Here is a 17,539-nt window from a genome sequence, read left to right as displayed (position 1 = left end):
TCCGTTCGGCCCCGGTCGTGCGCGCCGACGACGCGCGAGGCAGACGGATGCCGCGGCTCAGCGGCCGGCGCGGGCTGCGAGCAGGCGCCGCTCGGCCTCGTTCGCCGTGAGCTCGAGCGCGCGGACGTCCGCAGCGAGAGCTTCGTCGTCGCGGCCGAGCTCCCGCAGCAGCGACGCGCGCAGGGCGTGCCAGAGGTGCGACCGCGCCAGCGGAGCCTCCAGCCCCTCGACCTCGGCGAGTGCGACGGCCGGCCCCTCGACCCGGGCCAGCGCGACGGCGCGATTGAGCCGCACCACCGGCGAGCGATCGTAGGCGAGCAGCATGTCGTAGAGCGTCAGCACCTGCAGCCAGTCGGTCGACGGTGCGTCCGGGGCATCCGCGTGGCACGCGGCGATCGCCGCGTGCAGCTGCCAGCGTCCCGGACGGCGCAGCCGTGCGGCGCGCTCGAGGGACTCATGCGCCTTCCGGAGGAGTGCGGCGTCCCACCGCGAGCGGTCCTGGTCGGCCAGGAGCACCAGCTCCCCGTCCACCGACCGCGCGGATTCCCGGGCGCGATGGAACTGCAGGAGCGCCAGGACGCCCTGCGCCTCGGCGGCACGCGGCAGGGCCTCGGCGACCACCCGCGCCAGCCACAGCGCGTCATCGGCGAGATCGCGGTCGGCCGCGGCATCCGCTCCCGGCACGAAGTGCGCCTCGCTGTACATCACCGACACGATGGTGAGCACGAGGTCGAGCCGCGCGGCGGCGTCCGCCCCTTCGGGAACCCGCAGCGGGATGCCGCTGGCGGCGATCTTGCGCTTCGCGCGCGAGATCCGCTGTCCGGTGGTCGCCTCGGTCGAGAACGTCGCCCGGGCGATCTGCGCGGTGGTCAGCCCGCACACCGCCCGCAGGGTCAGGGCGAGCTGCGCATCAGGTGCGAGCGCCGGGTGGCAGCAGCCGAACAGCAGCGGCAGCCGCTCGTCGGCCGCCGCCCCGCCGGCCGACGTCCCCGGTGCGAGCAGCGTGGCGCGGTCCGGCAGCACGCGGTCTCGCAGCACGCGGTCCCGGCGGACCCGATCCAGCGCGTTGTGCCGTGCCGCCTGCATCAGCCAGGCGCCGGGCTTCGGCGGGATGCCCCGCGCCCGCCAGTCGCGCAGCCCCTCCTCCACCGCCTCGGCCACGGCCTCCTCGGCGATGTCGAAGCTGCCGAACGACAGGGTGAGCGCCGCGGTGATGCGCGCGGACTCCTCGCGCACCACCGCGGCGAGCAGGCGGTCGGATGCCGCGACGTGCTCCCCCGCGTCCGGGTCATCCGCGTGCGGGCCGACCGCGGCCGGGCCCACGCGCCCGGGATCTCCGTACGGCGCGCCGGCGGCGTCCGGAGGAGGCGCGGGGACCCGTTCGGCCATCACTCGAACTGGCTGTAGTCGGTCACCATGGGGCGGATCTCGATCGCGATGCCGGGCAGCTCCATCGAGGGCCAGGTCTTGACCAGGGCGATCGCGTCGTCGAGGTCGGGAACGTCCAGCACGCTGAACCCGCCGACGACCTCCTTGGCCTCCGAGAACGGGCCGTCGACGACGACCGGCCCGTCCGGCCCGTACTTCACGGTCGTCGCCGTCGAGACCGGCATCAGCTCGGCGCCGCCGTCGGAGATCTTGTCGGAGTTGGTCTGGAACCAGTCCCAGATCCGCCCGTACACCTCTTTGGCGCGTTCCTCGGGCACGGCGTCGTCGAGCTCCGGTGTCGAGGTGAACATGATCACGTACTTCACGGTCGTCGTCCTTTCATCAGTGGAACCGTTGCATCCCCACAGCGAACGGACAAGGCCGATTTCGACAGGACGACGAAGATTCCTCAGAACGCAGGCGAAGATCCTCAGGAAGGCCGAGGCACCCGGCGTCAGATCAGCGAGACCGGGTTGAAGAGGTCGGCGAGGATCAGGATGCCGCCCATGACGAGCAGCGCGATGAAGACGGCGAAGGTGACCGGCACGAGCTTGGTCGCATCGACCGGCTTCGGCGGCGGCCGGTTGAACAGCTTCGCCCATGCGCGCTTGAGACCGTCCCACAGCGCGACGGCGACGTGCCCGCCGTCCAGCGGCAGCAGCGGGATGAGGTTGAAGACGAAGAGGGCGATGTTGAGCGACGCCAGGAGCGAGAGGAAGCCGGCGACCCGGTTCAGGACCGGCGAGTCCGCTGCGGCCACCTCGCCCGAGAGCCGCCCGGCCCCCACGATGCTGAGCGGGCCGTTCGGGTCGCGCTCTTCGCCGGTGACGAGGTCGACGCCCGTCTCCCACACCTTCGCGGGAAGCTGCCAGATGATCCCCGCGACGGCTCCGACGTTCTGCAGCGCCATCTGCGGTCCGGCCCAGATCGGCTGCGTGACGTAGTCGACGGATGGGCCGATGCCGACGAAGCCGACCTCCTCGGTGGTCGTCGTGCCGTCGGCTGAGGTCACCTCGGCCTGGATCGTCGCGGGCGTCACCTGCAGGGTCTGCTCGGTGCCGTCGCGCTCGACGACGAACGTCAGCTGCTCGCCGGGTGAGGAGCGGATGATGGCGGACGCCTCGTCGAAGTCGGCGACCGGCTCCCCGTCGATGGACACGATCGTGTCGCCGGCCTGGATGCCCGCCTCCTCGGCGGGGGCGGCCGGCGCGGACTCGGCGCATTCGCTCGAGCTCGTCGTCGGGACGCACTCCGAGAGCCGGGCCACGGTGGTCGTCGCGGTCTGCACGCCGATGCCGGTCAGGAGGATCGCGAACAGGACCATCGCGAACAGGAGGTTCATGGTCGGGCCGCCGAGCATCACGACGATGCGCTTCCAGACGGGCAGCCGGTAGAAGACGTGTGCGTCGTCGTCCCCGTGCACCGTTTCGTCGTTGGCGTCGCGGGCGTCCTGCACCATCGTGGCGAAGAAGCCGCCGGCGGCGCGTCCACCTCGGGTCGCGGCCTGGGGAGAGGGCGGATACATCCCCGCCATCGAGATGTAGCCGCCCAGCGGGAAGGCCTTGAAGCCGTACTCGGTGCCGCGGAAGCGGCGCGACCACAGCGTGGGCCCGAAGCCGATCATGTACTGACCGACGCGGACGCCGAACTTCTTGGCGGGCCACAGGTGGCCGAGCTCGTGCAGCGCGATCGACACGGCGAGGCCCACGACCATGAGCACGACACCGATGACGAACGCGAGGATCTCCACACGCCCACGGTACCCGCGTGATGCTTTGAGTTGGGTGTGACGGTGCACGCGAGCGGTGTCGCGCTCCTCCCCTAGGCTCGAGACGAGGAGGAGCCGTGACCCCACGCCATGTGCGCGCGCTGCGCGGCACTGCCGCCGCCTGGGGTGCGACCGTCGTCGCCGCCACCGCCCACACGCTCGCGGGCGGCGGAGCGCCCTCCCCCGCGCTGGTGGCCGCCGTCGGCGTCCTCGCCTCGCCGTTCGCGGTCGGCGTGATCGGGCGGCGCCTGTCCGCGTGGCGGGTGGGTGCGACCGTGCTGGCGAGCCAGGCGCTCTTCCACCTCGCCTTCGCCGTCACGGCAGACGCGGATGCGGCGGCCCTGCACGGGCACCATGTGACCCACCTCGGCGGCGATCTGAGCGCCGTCGTCGTCCCCGACGCCCCGATGCTCGCCGCCCATGTGCTCGCCGCGTTCGGCACCCTCCTGGCACTCCACGGCGGAGAGCGGATGCTGCGCGCCCTGGGCAGCGGCATCCGATCGATCTTCACGCGGCTCCGGGGCATCGCGCCGCGCGTGGCCGCGCCCAGGCTCACTGCCTCGCAGTCACGCGCCCTCGGCGCGCCTCCGCGCATCCTCCTGTCCGACGTCTCCCGGCGCGGACCGCCCGCCTTCGTCTGAGCGGCGCCTCGCGCGCCGCACCCGTCGCCGGCCGCGTCCGATGCGCGCGCCGGGTTCACTCGCGTACGCGCACTCGCCGCGATGCGTCGGTCGGCCGTCCGCGCCGACCACCCCGACGAAAGACGAAAGCACACTCATGACCATGCACTCCCCCCTGTCCCGCAGCCGCCGCATCGCGATCGGTGCGACCGCCGGTCTCGCCCTGGCGCTCGGTGTTCCGCTCGCCGCCTCCGCGCACGTCCACGTGAACCCCGGGACGGCGTCCGCCGGCGGCACCGAGACGCTCGCGTTCTCGTTCTCGCACGGCTGCGACGGCTCCCCCACGACCGCGCTTGCCATCGACATCCCCGACGGAGTCGGCAACGTGACGCCGGCTGTCCAGGGCGGCTGGAGCATCACGCGCGAACTCGGCGCGGACGGCGTGCCGACCCGCGTCGTCTACACCGCCGCCACTCCCGTCGAGGACGGCCTCAAGGCGACCGTCTCGATGGATGTGCTCTTCACCGAGGACGCGGCCGGCACGACGCTCGCCTTCCCGGTGACCCAGACGTGCGCCGAGGGCGAGACGGCGTGGACGCAGATCGCCGAAGAGGGGGAGGATCCTGACGACCTCGACGCGCCGGCGCCGCTGGTCGAGGTGGGCGCCGTCGCGGCCGACACCGGCCACGACACCGCCGGGGCCACCGAGCACACGTCCGACGAGGATGCCGCGGCCTCGTCGGGTACGGGGGATGCGGCATCCGTCTCCTCCCCCGACCCGGTGGCGCGCTGGCTCGCCGCCGGCGGGCTCGCCGCCGGACTCGCAGCGCTCGTGATCGTCCTGGTGCGCGGACGCCGAAAGGCCTGACCCGCCCGAGCCCCCGCGGTGCCACGCCGTGGCCCGCGGGGGCTTCCCGGTCGTCGGGCGGGGGGACGAAACGCTGCACGGGCCCCGGTCGTTGAGCGAGCGAAACGAGACGCTGCAACTGGCCCCGGTCGTTGAGCGAGCGAGGAACGAGCGAGACGAAACGCCCCGCACCCGGCGCAGTCCGTTGACTCGAGGCGTTTTGTCTCGCCGCCTCCCCCACGCCCTCGATCCGACGCCCGTCGGGGCGCGGGCGCCGTGCGAAGATGGATGCGCCATGCCGACCGACGCGCCTTCCAACCTGCCCCCGGTACTCCGCCCCGACGCGCCGCCGACTCACTCCCTCGCGGATCTCGCGGCGCGCTTCGCCGTCGATGTCCGCGGCGACCTCGCCGACGTCGCACTCACCGGCATCACCCTCGCCACCGCCGATCTTCGCCCGGGCGACGTCTTCGTCGCCGTCCAGGGCGTCAATCGCCACGGCGCGGAGTTCGCCGCGATGGCGGCTGAGAAGGGCGCCGTCGCGGTCGTGACCGACGCCGCCGGCGCCGACGTCGCCGCCGCGAGCGGGCTGCCGGTGGTGCTGGTCGACAACCCCCGAGGTCTGCTCGGCGAGCTGTCGGCGTGGGTGTACAGCACGGGCCGCGACGACGACCTGCCCCTCCTGTTCGGCACGACCGGCACCAACGGCAAGACGAGCGTCTCGCACCTGCTCGAGGGCATCCTCGGCCAGCTCGGGGCGACCACCGGCCTCTCCTCCACCGCCGAACGCCACATCGCCGGCCAGATCGTGGTCTCGCGGCTGACGACGCCCGAGGCCTACGAGATGCACGCCCTCCTCGCCCTCATGCGCGAGCGCGGCGTCGAGGCCGTCGCGGTCGAGGTGAGCGCGCAGGCGCTCAGCCGCCGTCGCGTCGACGGCATCGTGTTCGACGTGGCCGGCTTCACCAACCTCACCCACGACCACCTCGACGACTACGCCGACATGCGCGAGTACTTCGAGGCGAAGCTGCCGCTCTTCCGTCCCGACCGCGCGCGCCGCGCCGTCGTCTGCATCGACTCGGAACCCGGCGCGGAGGTCGTGGCGCGCAGCGAGGTACCGACGGTCACGGTGGGCACGCCCGCCCTCGCCTCGGATCCGGATGCCGCGGCCGCCGCGGACTGGGTCGTCGACATCCTCGACGAGCGACAGGTCGGCACCGAGTTCCGCCTCACGGCCCGCGACGGCCGCACCCTGACGACCCTCGTCCCGGTGATCGGACGCCACATGGCCGCCAACGCCGGCCTCGCGATCGTGATGATCCTGGAGGGCGGCTACGCATGGGAGCGGCTCGTGGCGGCGCTCGACGGCGAGCGCATCGAGGCCTACCTGCCGGGGCGCACCGAGCTGGTCTCGGGAGAGACGGGCCCGGCTGTCTACGTCGACTTCGGGCACTCGCCCGACGCGTTCGAGAAGACGCTCGCCGCGGTGCGCCGGGTGACACCCGGCAAGGTCGTCATGCTGTTCGGCGCCGACGGCGACCGCGACGCCACGAAGCGGCACGACATGGGGCGCACGGGGGTCGAGGGCAGCGACATCCTCGTCATCACCGACCACCACCCGCGCCACGAGGATCCCGATTCGATCCGCGCGACCCTCGTCGAGGGCGCACGCCGGGCGCAGCCGGATGCCGAGATCCACGAGTACTCCCCACCCGAGCGCGCGATCATCGAGGCCGTCGCCCTGGTCGGCGACGGCGACGCGATCCTGTGGGCCGGACCCGGACACCAGGACTATCGCGACATCCGCGGCGTCCGCACGCCCTACTCGGCGCGGGAGCTGGCCCGTCGCGCCTTGCGCGAGGCCGGCTGGCCCGTGCCCGAGCCGCACTGGTCGGTGCCGTACCCGGAGCACGAGACCCCGGCATCCGACCCCCTCCGCCCGGTGTATCCCGACGCCTGAGGCGTTCCCTTCCCCTCTCTGGAGACGTGGGATCAGGCTGCTGCGGCGATCGCCTTGTCGGCGGCGCGGCGAGCCCAATCCTCGGCGTCGGCGAGCGCGGCCCGCGTCAGCGCGTCAGGTGCGTCGTGGGCGTCGACGACGCGCTCGATGACATCGATGATCCCGAGGAAGCTCAGCCGGCCCTCGTGGAAGGCATCCACGGCCTGCTCGTTGGCGGCGTTGAACACGGCGGGGTAGGTTCCGCCGGCGCGACCGACCTGCTTCGCCAGGCGCACCGCGGGGAACGCGGCGCCGTCGAGGGGCTCGAACGTCCACGAGGTCGCCGTCGTCCAGTCCAGCGGCCGGCCGACACCCGCGATGCGGTTCGGCCAGTCGAGCCCTAGCGAGATCGGCAGGCGCATGTCGGGCGGCGAGGCCTGCGCGATCGTGGATCCGTCGACGAACTCGACCATCGAGTGCACGATCGACTGCGGGTGCACCACCACGTCGATGTCCGAGTAGGAGACGCCGAAGAGAAGGTGCGCCTCGATCACCTCGAGCCCTTTGTTGACGAGCGTCGCCGAATTCGTCGTCACGACGCGGCCCATGTCCCAGGTGGGATGTGCGAGCGCCTCGGCGGGCGTGACGGCGTCGAGCGAAGCGCGGCTGCGGCCCCGGAACGGACCGCCGGATGCCGTCAGCACGAGCCGGCGCACCTCGCCGCGCTCGCCGGACCGCAGCGCCTGTGCGATCGCCGAGTGCTCGGAGTCGACCGGCACGATCTGTCCGGGGCGCGCGAGTGCGGTGACGAGGTCGCCGCCCACGATCAGCGACTCCTTGTTCGCGAGCGCGAGGATGCGGCCCGTCTCGAGGGCCGCGAGAGTCGGGCCGAGGCCGACGGAGCCGGTGATGCCGTTGAGCACGACATCGGCCTCGACATCGCGGACCAGCTGCTCGGCCTCCACCGCGCCAAGGGCCGTGCTGTCGACTCCGAACTCAGCCGCCTGCGCGTCGAGCCCGGCGCGATCCGAGCCCGCAGCCAGGCCGACGATCTCGAACCGCCGGGGGTTGGCCCGCACGACGTCGAGCGCCTGCGTGCCGATGGAACCGGTCGAGCCGAGGATCAGGACGCGCCGCATCCGGCCAGCCTATCGCCGGGCCGGATGCGGTCGCCGTCTCTGCGGGTCGACTACTCGGCGGCGGCGGCGCGCTGAACGCCCAGGATGTCGATGACGAAGACGAGCGTCTCGCCCTTGAGGTCCTGGTCGTTGATCTCGCCCTCGCCGTAGCCGGCCGCCGGCGGGATCACCACGAGCACCTGCGAGCCGACCGTCTGACCCTCGAGCGCCTGCTGGAAGCCCGCGACCACGCCGGTCGTCTGGAACTGCGCGGGCGTTCCGCGGCTCCAGCTGGAGTCGAACTCGGTGCCGTCCGACCACTTGACGCCGCGGTACTGGACGAACACGGTGTCGCCCGACTCCACGGTCGCGCCCTCACCGAGCTTGAGATCGGCCATCTGCACCTCGGCCGGCGGCTCCTCGTCGGGAACCGTGATCGTCGGCGCGCCGTCATCGTCGAGCTCGACCTCCGGCATCCCTTCCACCGGGTCCTGCTCCGCGCCGGTGGCGACGGTGGGCAGCTGGTCGATCGACTGCGCGATGACGACGGCATTGGCGGCGCCCTCGCCCAGCATGGAGCCGGGGATGGTGAACGCCGTGGAGGAGCCGAGCGGCGTGCAGAGCACGCTGCTGCCGAAGATGCCGTTGCCGTCGACGATGATCGGAACCAGGCCCGAGTCGTCAGGCGTGGTGGTGGCCGAGTCGAGCAGGACCTCGCCCGTGGCCGGGTCGATGATGAGGTACTGGCCGGAGACGAGCTCCCCGACCGCGAGCTCTTCACCGTCACTATCTTCCGCGATGGTCCGCTGGAGCTCCGCGAACTCGAGATCGGCCGGGACCTCGGCCGCGAGTTCGGGGGCGGCTCCGGAGACGGTGATCGCGTCGGAGTCGGCGCCGGGCTGCGGATCGAGTCCGCAGTCCGAGGCGGCCGCACTCGACGACGGGCTGGGAGTGGCGTCCGGCTCGGCGGAGCCGGCGCAGCCGGCCAGCAGGAGGGCCGACATCGCGGCGACGGACAGGGCGGCGAGCGGGCGAATGCGCACGGAACAACCTCGAGACGTGGAAGGGAAGTCTCCATCTTTTCGCATCTTTGCTCCGTTCGCGCTGAGAAAGCCCTATGCCGATACCGGAATGCAATCGGGGGTACCCTCTACGGGTGACTTCCGACCTCGTACCCGGCGCCGATGACAACGCCGGCGAATCGCCGGAAGCGCCCGAATCCTCCGCCGCTCCGGCTCGCCGGATGGGCTTCACCTACGCTCTGGGACGCCAGATCATCCGGCCCCTCGCGCGCATCGTGTACCGCCCTCGTGTGGACGGGAAGGCGAACGTCCCGAAGTCGGGACCGGTCATCTTCGCCAGCAATCACCTGTCGTTCATCGACTCGATCGCGATCCCCGTGGCCTCACCCCGGCCCGTGCATTTCCTTGCCAAGGCGAGCTATTTCGAGACGGGCCTCTCCCGCTGGTTCTTCACCGCCATCGGAGCCATCCCGGTCCAGCGCGGCGCCGGGCAGGCGGCGCTCGACGCTCTCGATCAGCAGCGCACCCTGCTCGAAGAGGGCAGCGCCGTCGCGCTGTACCCCGAGGGCACGCGATCGCTGGACGGCCGCCTCTACAAGGGGCGGACGGGCGTGGCCTTCCTCGCGCTGCAGACCGGCGCGCCGGTCGTCCCCGTCGGACTCATCGGCACCGACGACGTGATGCCGGTCGGTGCGAAGATGCCTTCGCTCAGCCACCGCATCACGGTCAGGTTCGGCGAACCGCTCGACCTGGCACACCACGGGCCGGCCTCGTCGGGCAAGGCCCGCCGGCTCGCCACCGACGAGATCATGGCCGCGATCCACGCCCTGTCGGGGCAGGAGCTCGCCAACGCCTACAACGAGGTCCCGGCGCAGAACCCGATCGACCGCATCAAGCAGGTCCTCCCGCACGAGCGACGCTGAGGCGTGGCTCCCCCGGCCGATCCCACCGGTCGTCGAGCGCGGCGGCCGGCAGTCAGGCGCCGGCGACGAGGGTCGTGGGCTCGTGGCGCACCGGGAAGTTCACCGAGTTCGCGATGAAGCACCACTCGTTCGCCTGCGCATGCGCGGCGGTCGCGGCATCCGTCATCGATGCATCCGCGACGGTCACGCGAGGCCGCAGCACGACCTCACGGAAGGCGCCGCCCCCGCGGCCGTCTTCGACCATCAGACCGGATGCCTCGTCCTCGTAGCCGACGACCACCACGCCCGCCTGCACGCAGGCGTGGAGATACGACAGCAGATGGCACTCGCTGAGAGCGGCGAGCAGCATGTCCTCGGGGTTCCAGCGGGAGGGATCGCCCCGGAACGGCTTGTCAGCAGAGGCCTGCAGGGCGGGCTTGCCGTCGATCTCGATCGTCACGGCCCGGTCGTAGTCCCGGTAGCCGGAGGTGCCGGTGCCGCGGTCACCCGTCCAGGTCGTCCGGACGGAGTATCGATGCTCGCCCCACATGAGCACAGTCTGTCATGCAGGCCGAGGTCGACTCCGGCGGTAGGCTGACGAGGTGCCGCAGACCTTCGCCGCAGCCGACGCCGTCGAACTCGCCGTTGTCGAACGCAGCGGTTTCATCGAGTCGCGACACGCGGGCATCGCCATCGTGCTGGCCGCCGACGGCACCATCGCCGAGAAGCTGGGCGATCCGTCGGCACTGATCCTCCCCCGCTCGAGCCTCAAGCCCCTCCAAGCGCTCGCGTGCCTCTCGGCCGGCGCGCCGCTGGAGGGCGAGAAGCTCGGACTCTCCACGGCGAGCCACTCGGGCACCGACCGTCACGTCGCGGTCGTGCGCGACATCCTCTCGCTCGCCCAGCTGAGCGAGGAGGATCTCGGGTGTCCGCCCGCGTGGCCCGGCGACACCGCCACCCGCGACGAGCTGGTGCGCGAGCTCGGTCAGCCGGCACGCATCCGCATGAACTGCTCGGGCAAGCACGCCACCATGCTCCTCACCAGCGTCGTGAACGGCTGGGATACTGACGGCTACCTCGCGCCGGGGCATCCGGTGCAGATCCTCATCCGCGAGACCATCGAGCGTCTCATCGGCGAGAAGATCGCCGCCACCGCCGTCGACGGCTGCGGGGCCCCCGTGTACGCCACGACCCTCTTCGGGCTGGCCCGCGCCATCCACCGCATCGGCAACTCCTCGACCACCTCGCCGTTCGCGCTGCATCGCAGCGCCGGCGCGCTCGTCGACGCCGTGCGCGCGAACCCCTGGACGATCGACGGGCCCGGACGCGCCGACACGATCGCCATCGAGCGGCTGGGCGTCTTCGCCAAGGGCGGGGCCGAGGGCGTCATGGTGATGGTGGCCCCCAACGGCACCACGGTGACGCTCAAGATGCTGGACGGCAGCGGTCGCGCCGCGACCGCCGTCGCTCTGCGGCTGCTGGAGCGCCACGGCGCGCTCGCGTCCGCCGACGTCGCCGACACGCTGTCGAAGCTTCCGCTGACCGTCACCGGCGGCGGACAGGACGTCGGGGCCATCCGCCCCGCCTTCTAGAGGCGCTCCCACGAGGAGCCCGAGCGCTCCAACGGCGGAGCGGAAAGGATCACACGATGCGGATCAGCGTCCCCACCGAGATCAAGAACAACGAATACCGGGTCGCCCTCACCCCCGCGGGAGTGCACGATCTGGTGGCCTCCGGCCACGAGGTGTTCGTGCAGCGCGGCGCCGGCGCGGGCTCGTCCATGCCGGACGCCGAGTACGAGGCGGCCGGAGCGGTCATGCTCGACGAGGCCGCGGAGGTGTGGGCGCGGGCGGAGCTGCTGCTGAAGGTCAAGGAGCCGATCGCGAGCGAGTACGGCTACTTCCGCGACGACCTCGTGCTGTTCACCTACCTGCACCTCGCCGCCGACCGCCCGCTCACCGAGCGCCTGGTCTCCGACCGGGTCACCGCCATCGCGTACGAGACGGTGCAGCTTCCGGGCGGCGGGCTGCCGCTCCTCGCGCCGATGAGCGAGGTCGCCGGCCGGCTCGCACCGACCGTCGGCGCCGCGACGCTGATGCGCTCCGCGGGCGGCCTCGGCCTGTTGATGTCGGGAGTGCCCGGCACGCGGCCGGCGACGGTGACCGTCATCGGCGGCGGTGTCGCGGGCGCGAACGCGGCCGTCATCGCAGTCGGGCTGGGCGCCGACGTCACCGTGTTCGACACCAACGTCCAGCGGCTCCGTTACCTCGACGACCACTTCCAGGGCCGGGTGAAGACCGCGGCCTCCAACCCGCTCGATCTCGACCGCGCGGTCGTGGCTTCGGACCTCGTCATCGGATCCGTGCTGATCCCCGGGGCCAAGGCCCCGAAGCTCGTCACCAACGACATGGTCGCGCGCATGCGGCCGGGGTCGGTGCTCGTCGACATCGCGGTCGACCAGGGCGGCTGCTTCGAAGACACGCACCCGACGACGCACGCCGACCCGACGTTCCCCGTGCACGGGAGCATCTTCTACTGCGTGGCCAACATGCCCGGCGCCGTCCCGAACACGTCGACCTCGGCGCTCACGAACGCGACGCTCCCCTATGTCCGCCAGATCGCCCGGCATGGGTGGCAGGCGGCGCTGCGGTCGGACGCCGCCCTCGCGGCGGGCCTCAACACCGTCGGCGGCCACGTCGCGAACGCGGGCGTCGCGACGGCGCACGATCTCGAGCTCGCACCGCTGGACGTCGCACTCGTCTGAGCGCACAGCAGAAGCCCCGGATGCCTCGCGTCCGGGGCTTCTGCTCTGTCCGTCCGGTGCTCCTGCCTGTGCCGTCGCGGGCACCGAGGTCCGCGGCGGGCTGCGCCGAGGTCCGCGGCGGGCTGCCTACGTCGGTGGCTCGCGCGACACTGGTGTGATGACGGACGACCGGGAATGGACGGTGGAGGACCATCTGCGAGGCGCCGATCCCGACGCCGTTCGCCTGTGGCACCGCATCGACGAGCTGATCGGCTCTTTCGGCCCGGTGACGCACTCGGTGGCGAAGACCACGATCACCTTCCGCGGTCCTCGGCGCGGGTTCGCGGGCGCCCGGCCGATGCGCCAGGGGGTGCGCGGCTACTTCGACCTGATGCGCGAACTGCCGCCCGACCCGAGGATCCTCGGCGCCTCACCCTACGGGCGGCGACTCTTCGTGCACCAGTTCCGCCTCGCCGACGAGAGCGAGTTCGACGAGACCGTCGCCTCCTGGCTGCGCGAGGCGTACGACGTGGGCTGCGGAGCGCACCTCGGCCCCTGACGCCCCGGCCGTCACGCCCCCCGGGACGCCGACGCGCTGCGCCCCGCGACCGGCGGGGCCAGGCTCCCACTCAGCTCAGGCGAGCCCGCCGTCGATCGACCGGGAGAAATCGGCGGGATCCTCCGGCACGAGCACCTCGGTGTCGCGGTTCAGGCTCTCGCCGCGGAAGAACGGCTTGGCGCGCGGGAAGGCGAACCACAGGAACATCAGCAGCACGCCGAACGCGAGTGAGCCGATTCCGAGGACGAACGTGCCGCCGATTCCGAGGAGGACGGTGTAGCCGTAGTCGACGTCGTACATGTCGATCGCCGACTGCACGAACGCGTAGGTCAGCATGAGCGCCCCCAGCAGCGGGAACAGGAACCGGTAGAAGAAGTTCCGCGCCGACGTGAACAGCTCGCGGCGGAAGTACCAGACGCAGGCATAGCCGGTGATCGCGTAGTAGAACGCGATGGCCAGTCCGAGCGAGAGGATGGAGTCCTGCAGGATGTTGTCGCTGATCAGGGTCATCCCGATGTAGTAGAGCGAGGCGACGATGCCCATGACGAGCGTGGAGAACGACGGCGTCTTGTACCGCGGGTGCACCGAGGCGAACCGCCGCGGGAGCGCCTTGTAGGCCGCCATCGACAGCGTTCCCCGCGCCGTGGGCAGGATCGTGGTCTGCGTCGACGAGATCGCCGAGATCATGACCGCGACCACCAGCACCCAGCCGAGGGGGCCGAGGAGTCCGTCCTTGATCGCAAGGAAGAAGTCGTCGGCATTCGCCTCGTTGCCCAGGCCCGTGCCCTCGCTGCCGAGCCCGGCGTACATCATCGCTGCGACGGTGACACCGACGTAGGTCACCAGCAGGATCACCGTGGTCAGCAGCGCCGCCCGACCGGGGATGCGCTTGGGGTCCTTGGTCTCCTCGTTGAGCGCGAGACAGGTGTCCCAGCCCCAGTAGATGAAGAGCGCGAGGAGGATCGACTCGACGAATCCGCCCCACTCGGTGAACGCGAAGGGGTTGAACCACGACCAGTCGAACGGGGTCGGGTCCGGAGCGGTGCCGGCGAAGAAGTGCCACAGCGCGGCGACGACGAAGATGGCCAGAGCGAGGTACTGGATGCCGAGCAGGATGTTCTGGATCCGCTCGCCGATCTCGACCCCGCGCCAGCTGACCCAGGTCATCGCCGCGATGAACGCGACACCGGTCGCCGTGACGAGGGGGACGTTGTCCGAGAGGAGTGCGTCCTCGGCGCTGCCCACGATCCCGTCGACGAGCGCCCAGAAGTAGATGCCCGCGATCTGCGCGAGGTTGGCGAGCACGACCATGCCCGCGACGGCGACGCCCCATCCGCCCATCCAGCCCACCCACGGACCGAACGCCTTCGTGCCCCACGTGAACGTGGTGCCGCAGTCCGGCACGGCGTTGTTGAGCTCGCGGTAGGCGAACGCGATGAAGAGCATCGGGATGAACGCGATGACGAACGCGATGGGCGCCTGGGCCCCGACGGCGAGGACGACGAACCCGAGGGTCGCCACCAGGGAGTAGACCGGAGCGGTGGACGCGAGGCCGATGACGGTGGAGCCCCACAGACCCAGCGTGCCGGCGGCGAGTCCCTTGCCCTCAGGCCGTTGCAGATCGATCGGGGTTGTAGCCACAGAGCGACGCTAAGCGGTGGGCGAAGAGCCGGTCAACACAGCGCCCCGACGGTTCGGCCGGACATCGCCGGAGGGAAGGACAATGCGCACGGGCTCCGCTCCCGCCGCGATGAGCCAGGCGCGCCCCGCGCCGGGCTCGCAGTAGGGCGGCACGCCGCGGTACCCCGCAACGACCCGCAGTTCCGCGGCGCAGGACGTGTCGATGACCAGGTCGTGGTCGCCCCGCACATCGGCGAGCAGACGCCAATGGCGCTGCCAGTCGTCCGGCTCGCCCACGATGACGACGCGCGCGTCCGCCGTGGATGCCGGATCCACCACGTAGTCGTCGACCTCCAGCACCCGCACGCCCTGCTGCCGCCAGACGGCGAGCGCCCGCCGGCCCGCCGGTGATCGGCGCGCGACCACACCGGTGAGCCGGGCCGCCGGCATCCACTGCTCCTCCACGGGCGCAGGCAGGGGCGACGCCGCCGGGGCCGCGGCGATCTGCACCGCACGCCCGTCGAGCCGCCCGCGGCCCGGCGGCGCCGCAGGGTCGAACGTCGAGGGATCGCCACCTGCTGCGGCGTGGTCGACGCGCGTGGGGTACGGCAGCACGAGCCGTCGCGCGAAGAGTTCGGCGAGCCGCGACACCGGGCCTGTCATGCGGTGGGCGCCGGCCACGACGAGCACCCCGGCGTCGCCGGCGCGGCGGACGAGACCCTCGATGCGTTCGAGCACCACGTGCGCGTACTCGGGGGGCAGGCGCAGCGCGACGGCGTCGAGGTCGTCGATCAGCACGACGGACCCCGGCGGGGGCAGCTCGTCGTGCAGGGCGGAGACCGCGTCCCACAGGCGTTCCGGGTGTGCCGGCACCCGCACGGTGTGACCCTGGGTCTGCATCGCGATGACCTCGAGCACGTTGGAGACGCCGGATCCCGGTCCGCCGAGCACGAGCAGCGCGCGGTCGGCCGCACCCACGAAGGCGACCGGCTGCCGCTGGCGCTCGGGCTCGTCCGCCAGGCCGAGGACCACGCCTCCCGGTGGCGGAGCCTCCCTGCCCGTCGCGGCGCGTGCGGCGAGCTCGTCGACCGTCATCAGCGGGGGAAGCGCGGGCAACCACGGACGCGTGGGGGCGCGATGCCCGGTGCGGAGAGCCGCGGCCGCGACGTCCCGGGCATCCGACAGGGCGATGCGCACCTGTTGCGGCGCGGCGTCGCCGGCGCGCCGCACGAACGCGGCTCCCCGCCCGGCCGCTCCGCCCGGCAGTCGAGCGGCGTCGTCGGTGCCCAGCAGCGCCCGGCTGTCGGCGGGATCCGTGACGCGCAGGCTGATCCGCAAGGGGCAGTTCGCGAGCAGATTGTCGCGGATCACACCCGCAGCCCGCTGCGTGCCGAGGATGAGATGGATGCCGAGCGCGCGGCCGCGCGCCGCGATGTCGGCGAAGAGCCCGTGCAGCTCGGGCTGGTCGGCGAGCAGCGCGGCGAACTCGTCGACCACAACCACCAGCCGCGGGAGCCGCACCCGGGGGTCCGCGATGTCGCGGGCCCCGGCCGCGGCGATGGTGGCCTCCCGGCGGCGCAGCTCGGCTCGCAGGCTGTCGATCGCCCGTCGCGCTCCCGAGCCGTCGAGATCGGTGATGACGCCGGTGACGTGCGGCACGCCGGCGAGGCCGTCGAAGGCGGTGCCGCCCTTGAAGTCCGCGAGCAGGAAGGTCACCTCGTCGGTGGTGCGGGTCGCGCACAGCGAGAGGATCCAGGTGATGAGCAGCTCGCTCTTGCCTGCGCCGGTGACCCCCGCGACCACCGCATGCGGCCCGTCCGCCACGAGATCGATGACGGCCGTCCGCCCACCGCCGACGCCGATCGGCGCGGGAAGACCTCGCGTCGTCTGGGGAACGCCTTCGAGAAGAGGCGCGAGCGCGAGGGGTTCGCCGCCGTCGCGGACGAGGCCGAGACTGCTCTCCGCCCGGGCTGCGAGGTCAGCGGCGATGTCCTCCGCCTGTGCCCGGGCGACGGCCTCGACGTGCAACGGCAGCGCCTCGCCGGCGTGTTCCATCCGCGCGACACCCGGTGCGGCCACGGTCAGGACCGCCTGGCACCGCGGCGGCAGCGGTTCGCCCGGGCGGCATCGTGCGATGACGATGTCGGCTTCAGCCGGCGCGAGCTCGCCCGGACCGATCACCGCGAGCGCCGCACCGCCGCCTGCGCCGCGATGTGGAAGCGCCTCGATCCACTCGAGCGCCGGGCCGAGCGCTCCCACGATGCGCAGATCGCCCGGCGCGAGCGCCAGGCACAGCTGCAGCACCAGGGCCCGCTGCACCGCGACGGCGAGCGTTTCGCCGCCGACGACGGCGATTCCCGCCGAGAGCGGCAGCGTGACAGGCGCACCCGTCAAGCGACCGGCGCGGCGGCGCAGGTCTGCGGCATCCCGGTCTCCGTCGCCGCCGGTGACGCGCACGCTGCTCGTGCGTTCCCCCTCGCCCACCACGATCGAGGCGGCGCGACCGCTGCGCCAGATGTCGCCGCCGCCGGCGACGAGGCGGGCGACATCGGGATGCAGGGTCCACAACTGCGCACGCTCGCCGGTGTGGCGCGCGGCGACGGCCGATGCGACGGCGTCGCGGGCGTGGGCGGCCTCTGCCGCGGCGCGCCTGCCGTCTTTTCTGGCTGCGCGGTGTGCGTCCAGCACCGTCGCCGCCGCGATCACCGGCCCCAGCAGTGCGAACCAGAGCGAGTACACCGAGCCGGTGACGAGCCAGAGGGCCACCGCGCCGACCACGGGGACGACGGCCGCCACGATGGGCAGCGGCGGGCGTGCGGGCGGCCGCCATGCTGCGGGAAGCGTCAGCGGTTCGTCGTCGGCGACAGAGACGGCAGCGGTGCCCGTGGCGGTGGCGGTGGCGGCCCCGAGGGTCGGGAAAGCGGTCGAGCGCATGCGCCCAGTCCATCGCCGCCACGGCTGCCGTGGACGGCG

At 72.3% G+C, this 17,539-nt stretch carries 15 protein-coding genes; 7 read left to right on the top strand and 8 right to left on the bottom strand.

What is annotated here, in order from left to right; genetic code table 11:
- Window positions 1-57: 57 nt before the first annotated feature.
- The 3 genes from ABG085_RS06520 to ABG085_RS06510 all read right to left on the bottom strand — a co-directional run bounded on the left by ABG085_RS06520 (window position 58) and on the right by ABG085_RS06510 (window position 3,178).
- A complete protein-coding gene (locus ABG085_RS06520) occupies window positions 58-1,389 on the bottom strand; it encodes a DUF6596 domain-containing protein (protein ID WP_347978599.1) in 1,332 nt (443 codons plus the stop codon).
- A complete protein-coding gene (locus ABG085_RS06515; protein ID WP_347978598.1) occupies window positions 1,389-1,754 on the bottom strand; it encodes a YciI family protein in 366 nt (121 codons plus the stop codon). Before ABG085_RS06515 ends, ABG085_RS06520 begins: the two co-directional genes overlap by 1 nt.
- Window positions 1,755-1,882: 128 nt before the next feature.
- Complete coding sequence (locus ABG085_RS06510) at window positions 1,883-3,178, bottom strand: site-2 protease family protein (RefSeq protein ID WP_347978597.1); 1,296 nt, start codon at window positions 3,176-3,178, stop codon at window positions 1,883-1,885.
- Between the two features lie 95 nt (window positions 3,179-3,273).
- Here ABG085_RS06510 and ABG085_RS06505 point away from each other — a divergent pair, with 95 nt between their 5' ends.
- The 3 genes from ABG085_RS06505 (at window position 3,274) to ABG085_RS06495 (ending at window position 6,623) form a co-directional block, all read left to right on the top strand.
- Window positions 3,274-3,837, top strand: coding sequence for a hypothetical protein (locus tag ABG085_RS06505; protein ID WP_347978596.1), 564 nt, complete (start codon window positions 3,274-3,276; stop codon window positions 3,835-3,837).
- A gap of 142 nt (window positions 3,838-3,979) precedes the next feature.
- Window positions 3,980-4,684 (top strand): YcnI family protein, encoded by a 705-nt coding sequence (locus ABG085_RS06500; protein WP_347978595.1) that lies wholly within the window; start codon window positions 3,980-3,982, stop codon window positions 4,682-4,684.
- Window positions 4,685-4,958: 274 nt separating this feature from the next.
- Window positions 4,959-6,623 (top strand): UDP-N-acetylmuramoyl-L-alanyl-D-glutamate--2,6-diaminopimelate ligase, encoded by a 1,665-nt coding sequence (locus ABG085_RS06495; protein WP_347978594.1) that lies wholly within the window; start codon window positions 4,959-4,961, stop codon window positions 6,621-6,623.
- A 32-nt stretch (window positions 6,624-6,655) separates the two neighbouring features.
- On the opposite strand, the gene dxr is transcribed toward ABG085_RS06495, so the two are convergent.
- Together dxr and ABG085_RS06485 are read right to left on the bottom strand one after the other, a co-directional pair.
- Window positions 6,656-7,741: a 1-deoxy-D-xylulose-5-phosphate reductoisomerase gene (gene dxr / locus ABG085_RS06490; RefSeq protein WP_347978593.1), complete on the bottom strand. Its 1,086-nt coding sequence runs from the start codon at window positions 7,739-7,741 to the stop codon at window positions 6,656-6,658.
- A gap of 50 nt (window positions 7,742-7,791) precedes the next feature.
- The gene (locus tag ABG085_RS06485; protein WP_347978592.1) at window positions 7,792-8,763 is read right to left on the bottom strand and encodes an FKBP-type peptidyl-prolyl cis-trans isomerase; all 972 of its coding nucleotides are present in this window, start codon (window positions 8,761-8,763) and stop codon (window positions 7,792-7,794) included.
- A 200-nt stretch (window positions 8,764-8,963) separates the two neighbouring features.
- Between ABG085_RS06485 and ABG085_RS06480 the strand changes: the two genes are divergently transcribed.
- Window positions 8,964-9,665 carry a lysophospholipid acyltransferase family protein gene (locus tag ABG085_RS06480; RefSeq protein WP_347979294.1) on the top strand — a complete coding sequence of 234 codons (702 nt, stop codon included), beginning with the start codon at window positions 8,964-8,966 and terminating at the stop codon, window positions 9,663-9,665.
- A 52-nt stretch (window positions 9,666-9,717) separates the two neighbouring features.
- Here the strand turns inward: ABG085_RS06480 and ABG085_RS06475 are convergent, their stop codons facing one another.
- A complete protein-coding gene (locus ABG085_RS06475; RefSeq protein WP_347978591.1) occupies window positions 9,718-10,194 on the bottom strand; it encodes an OsmC family protein in 477 nt (158 codons plus the stop codon).
- A 52-nt stretch (window positions 10,195-10,246) separates the two neighbouring features.
- On the opposite strand from ABG085_RS06475, the gene ABG085_RS06470 reads away from it, so the two are divergent.
- The 3 genes from ABG085_RS06470 (at window position 10,247) to ABG085_RS06460 (ending at window position 12,946) form a co-directional block, all read left to right on the top strand.
- Window positions 10,247-11,236, top strand: coding sequence for an asparaginase (locus ABG085_RS06470; protein ID WP_347978590.1), 990 nt, complete (start codon window positions 10,247-10,249; stop codon window positions 11,234-11,236).
- A 56-nt stretch (window positions 11,237-11,292) separates the two neighbouring features.
- Entirely contained in the window at window positions 11,293-12,408 is a 1,116-nt protein-coding gene (gene ald, locus ABG085_RS06465; protein WP_347978589.1) for an alanine dehydrogenase, read from the top strand.
- 157 nt (window positions 12,409-12,565) lie between these two features.
- Entirely contained in the window at window positions 12,566-12,946 is a 381-nt protein-coding gene (locus ABG085_RS06460) for a DUF5655 domain-containing protein (protein WP_347978588.1), read from the top strand.
- Window positions 12,947-13,021: 75 nt separating this feature from the next.
- On the opposite strand, the gene ABG085_RS06455 is transcribed toward ABG085_RS06460, so the two are convergent.
- Window positions 13,022-14,587: an APC family permease gene (locus ABG085_RS06455; protein ID WP_347978587.1), complete on the bottom strand. Its 1,566-nt coding sequence runs from the start codon at window positions 14,585-14,587 to the stop codon at window positions 13,022-13,024.
- Window positions 14,588-14,596: 9 nt separating this feature from the next.
- A complete protein-coding gene (locus ABG085_RS06450) occupies window positions 14,597-17,500 on the bottom strand; it encodes an FtsK/SpoIIIE domain-containing protein (protein WP_347978586.1) in 2,904 nt (967 codons plus the stop codon).
- Window positions 17,501-17,539 lie beyond the last annotated feature (39 nt).

Origin of the sequence: Microbacterium sp. ProA8 (assembly GCF_039905635.1) — a bacterium.
Taxonomy (GTDB): Bacteria; Actinomycetota; Actinomycetes; order Actinomycetales; family Microbacteriaceae; genus Microbacterium; species Microbacterium chionoecetis.
Note: the sequence above shows the minus strand (reverse complement) of the source record. Positions and strands in the feature narration are given on the sequence as shown.

Bases quoted from the DNA above. Each gene is read 5' to 3' on its own strand.
- ABG085_RS06500 (WP_347978595.1), top strand. From the start codon at position 3,980: ATGCACTCCCCCCTGTCCCGCAGCCGCCGCATCGCGATCGGTGCGACC.
- ABG085_RS06460 (WP_347978588.1), top strand. From the start codon at position 12,566: ATGACGGACGACCGGGAATGGACGGTGGAGGACCATCTGCGAGGCGCC.
- ABG085_RS06475 (WP_347978591.1), bottom strand. From the start codon at position 10,194: ATGTGGGGCGAGCATCGATACTCCGTCCGGACGACCTGGACGGGTGAC.
- ABG085_RS06480 (WP_347979294.1), top strand. From the start codon at position 8,964: ATGGGCTTCACCTACGCTCTGGGACGCCAGATCATCCGGCCCCTCGCG.
- ald (WP_347978589.1), top strand. From the start codon at position 11,293: ATGCGGATCAGCGTCCCCACCGAGATCAAGAACAACGAATACCGGGTC.
- ABG085_RS06495 (WP_347978594.1), top strand. From the start codon at position 4,959: ATGCCGACCGACGCGCCTTCCAACCTGCCCCCGGTACTCCGCCCCGAC.
- ABG085_RS06450 (WP_347978586.1), bottom strand. From the start codon at position 17,500: ATGCGCTCGACCGCTTTCCCGACCCTCGGGGCCGCCACCGCCACCGCC.
- ABG085_RS06520 (WP_347978599.1), bottom strand. From the start codon at position 1,389: ATGGCCGAACGGGTCCCCGCGCCTCCTCCGGACGCCGCCGGCGCGCCG.
- dxr (WP_347978593.1), bottom strand. From the start codon at position 7,741: ATGCGGCGCGTCCTGATCCTCGGCTCGACCGGTTCCATCGGCACGCAG.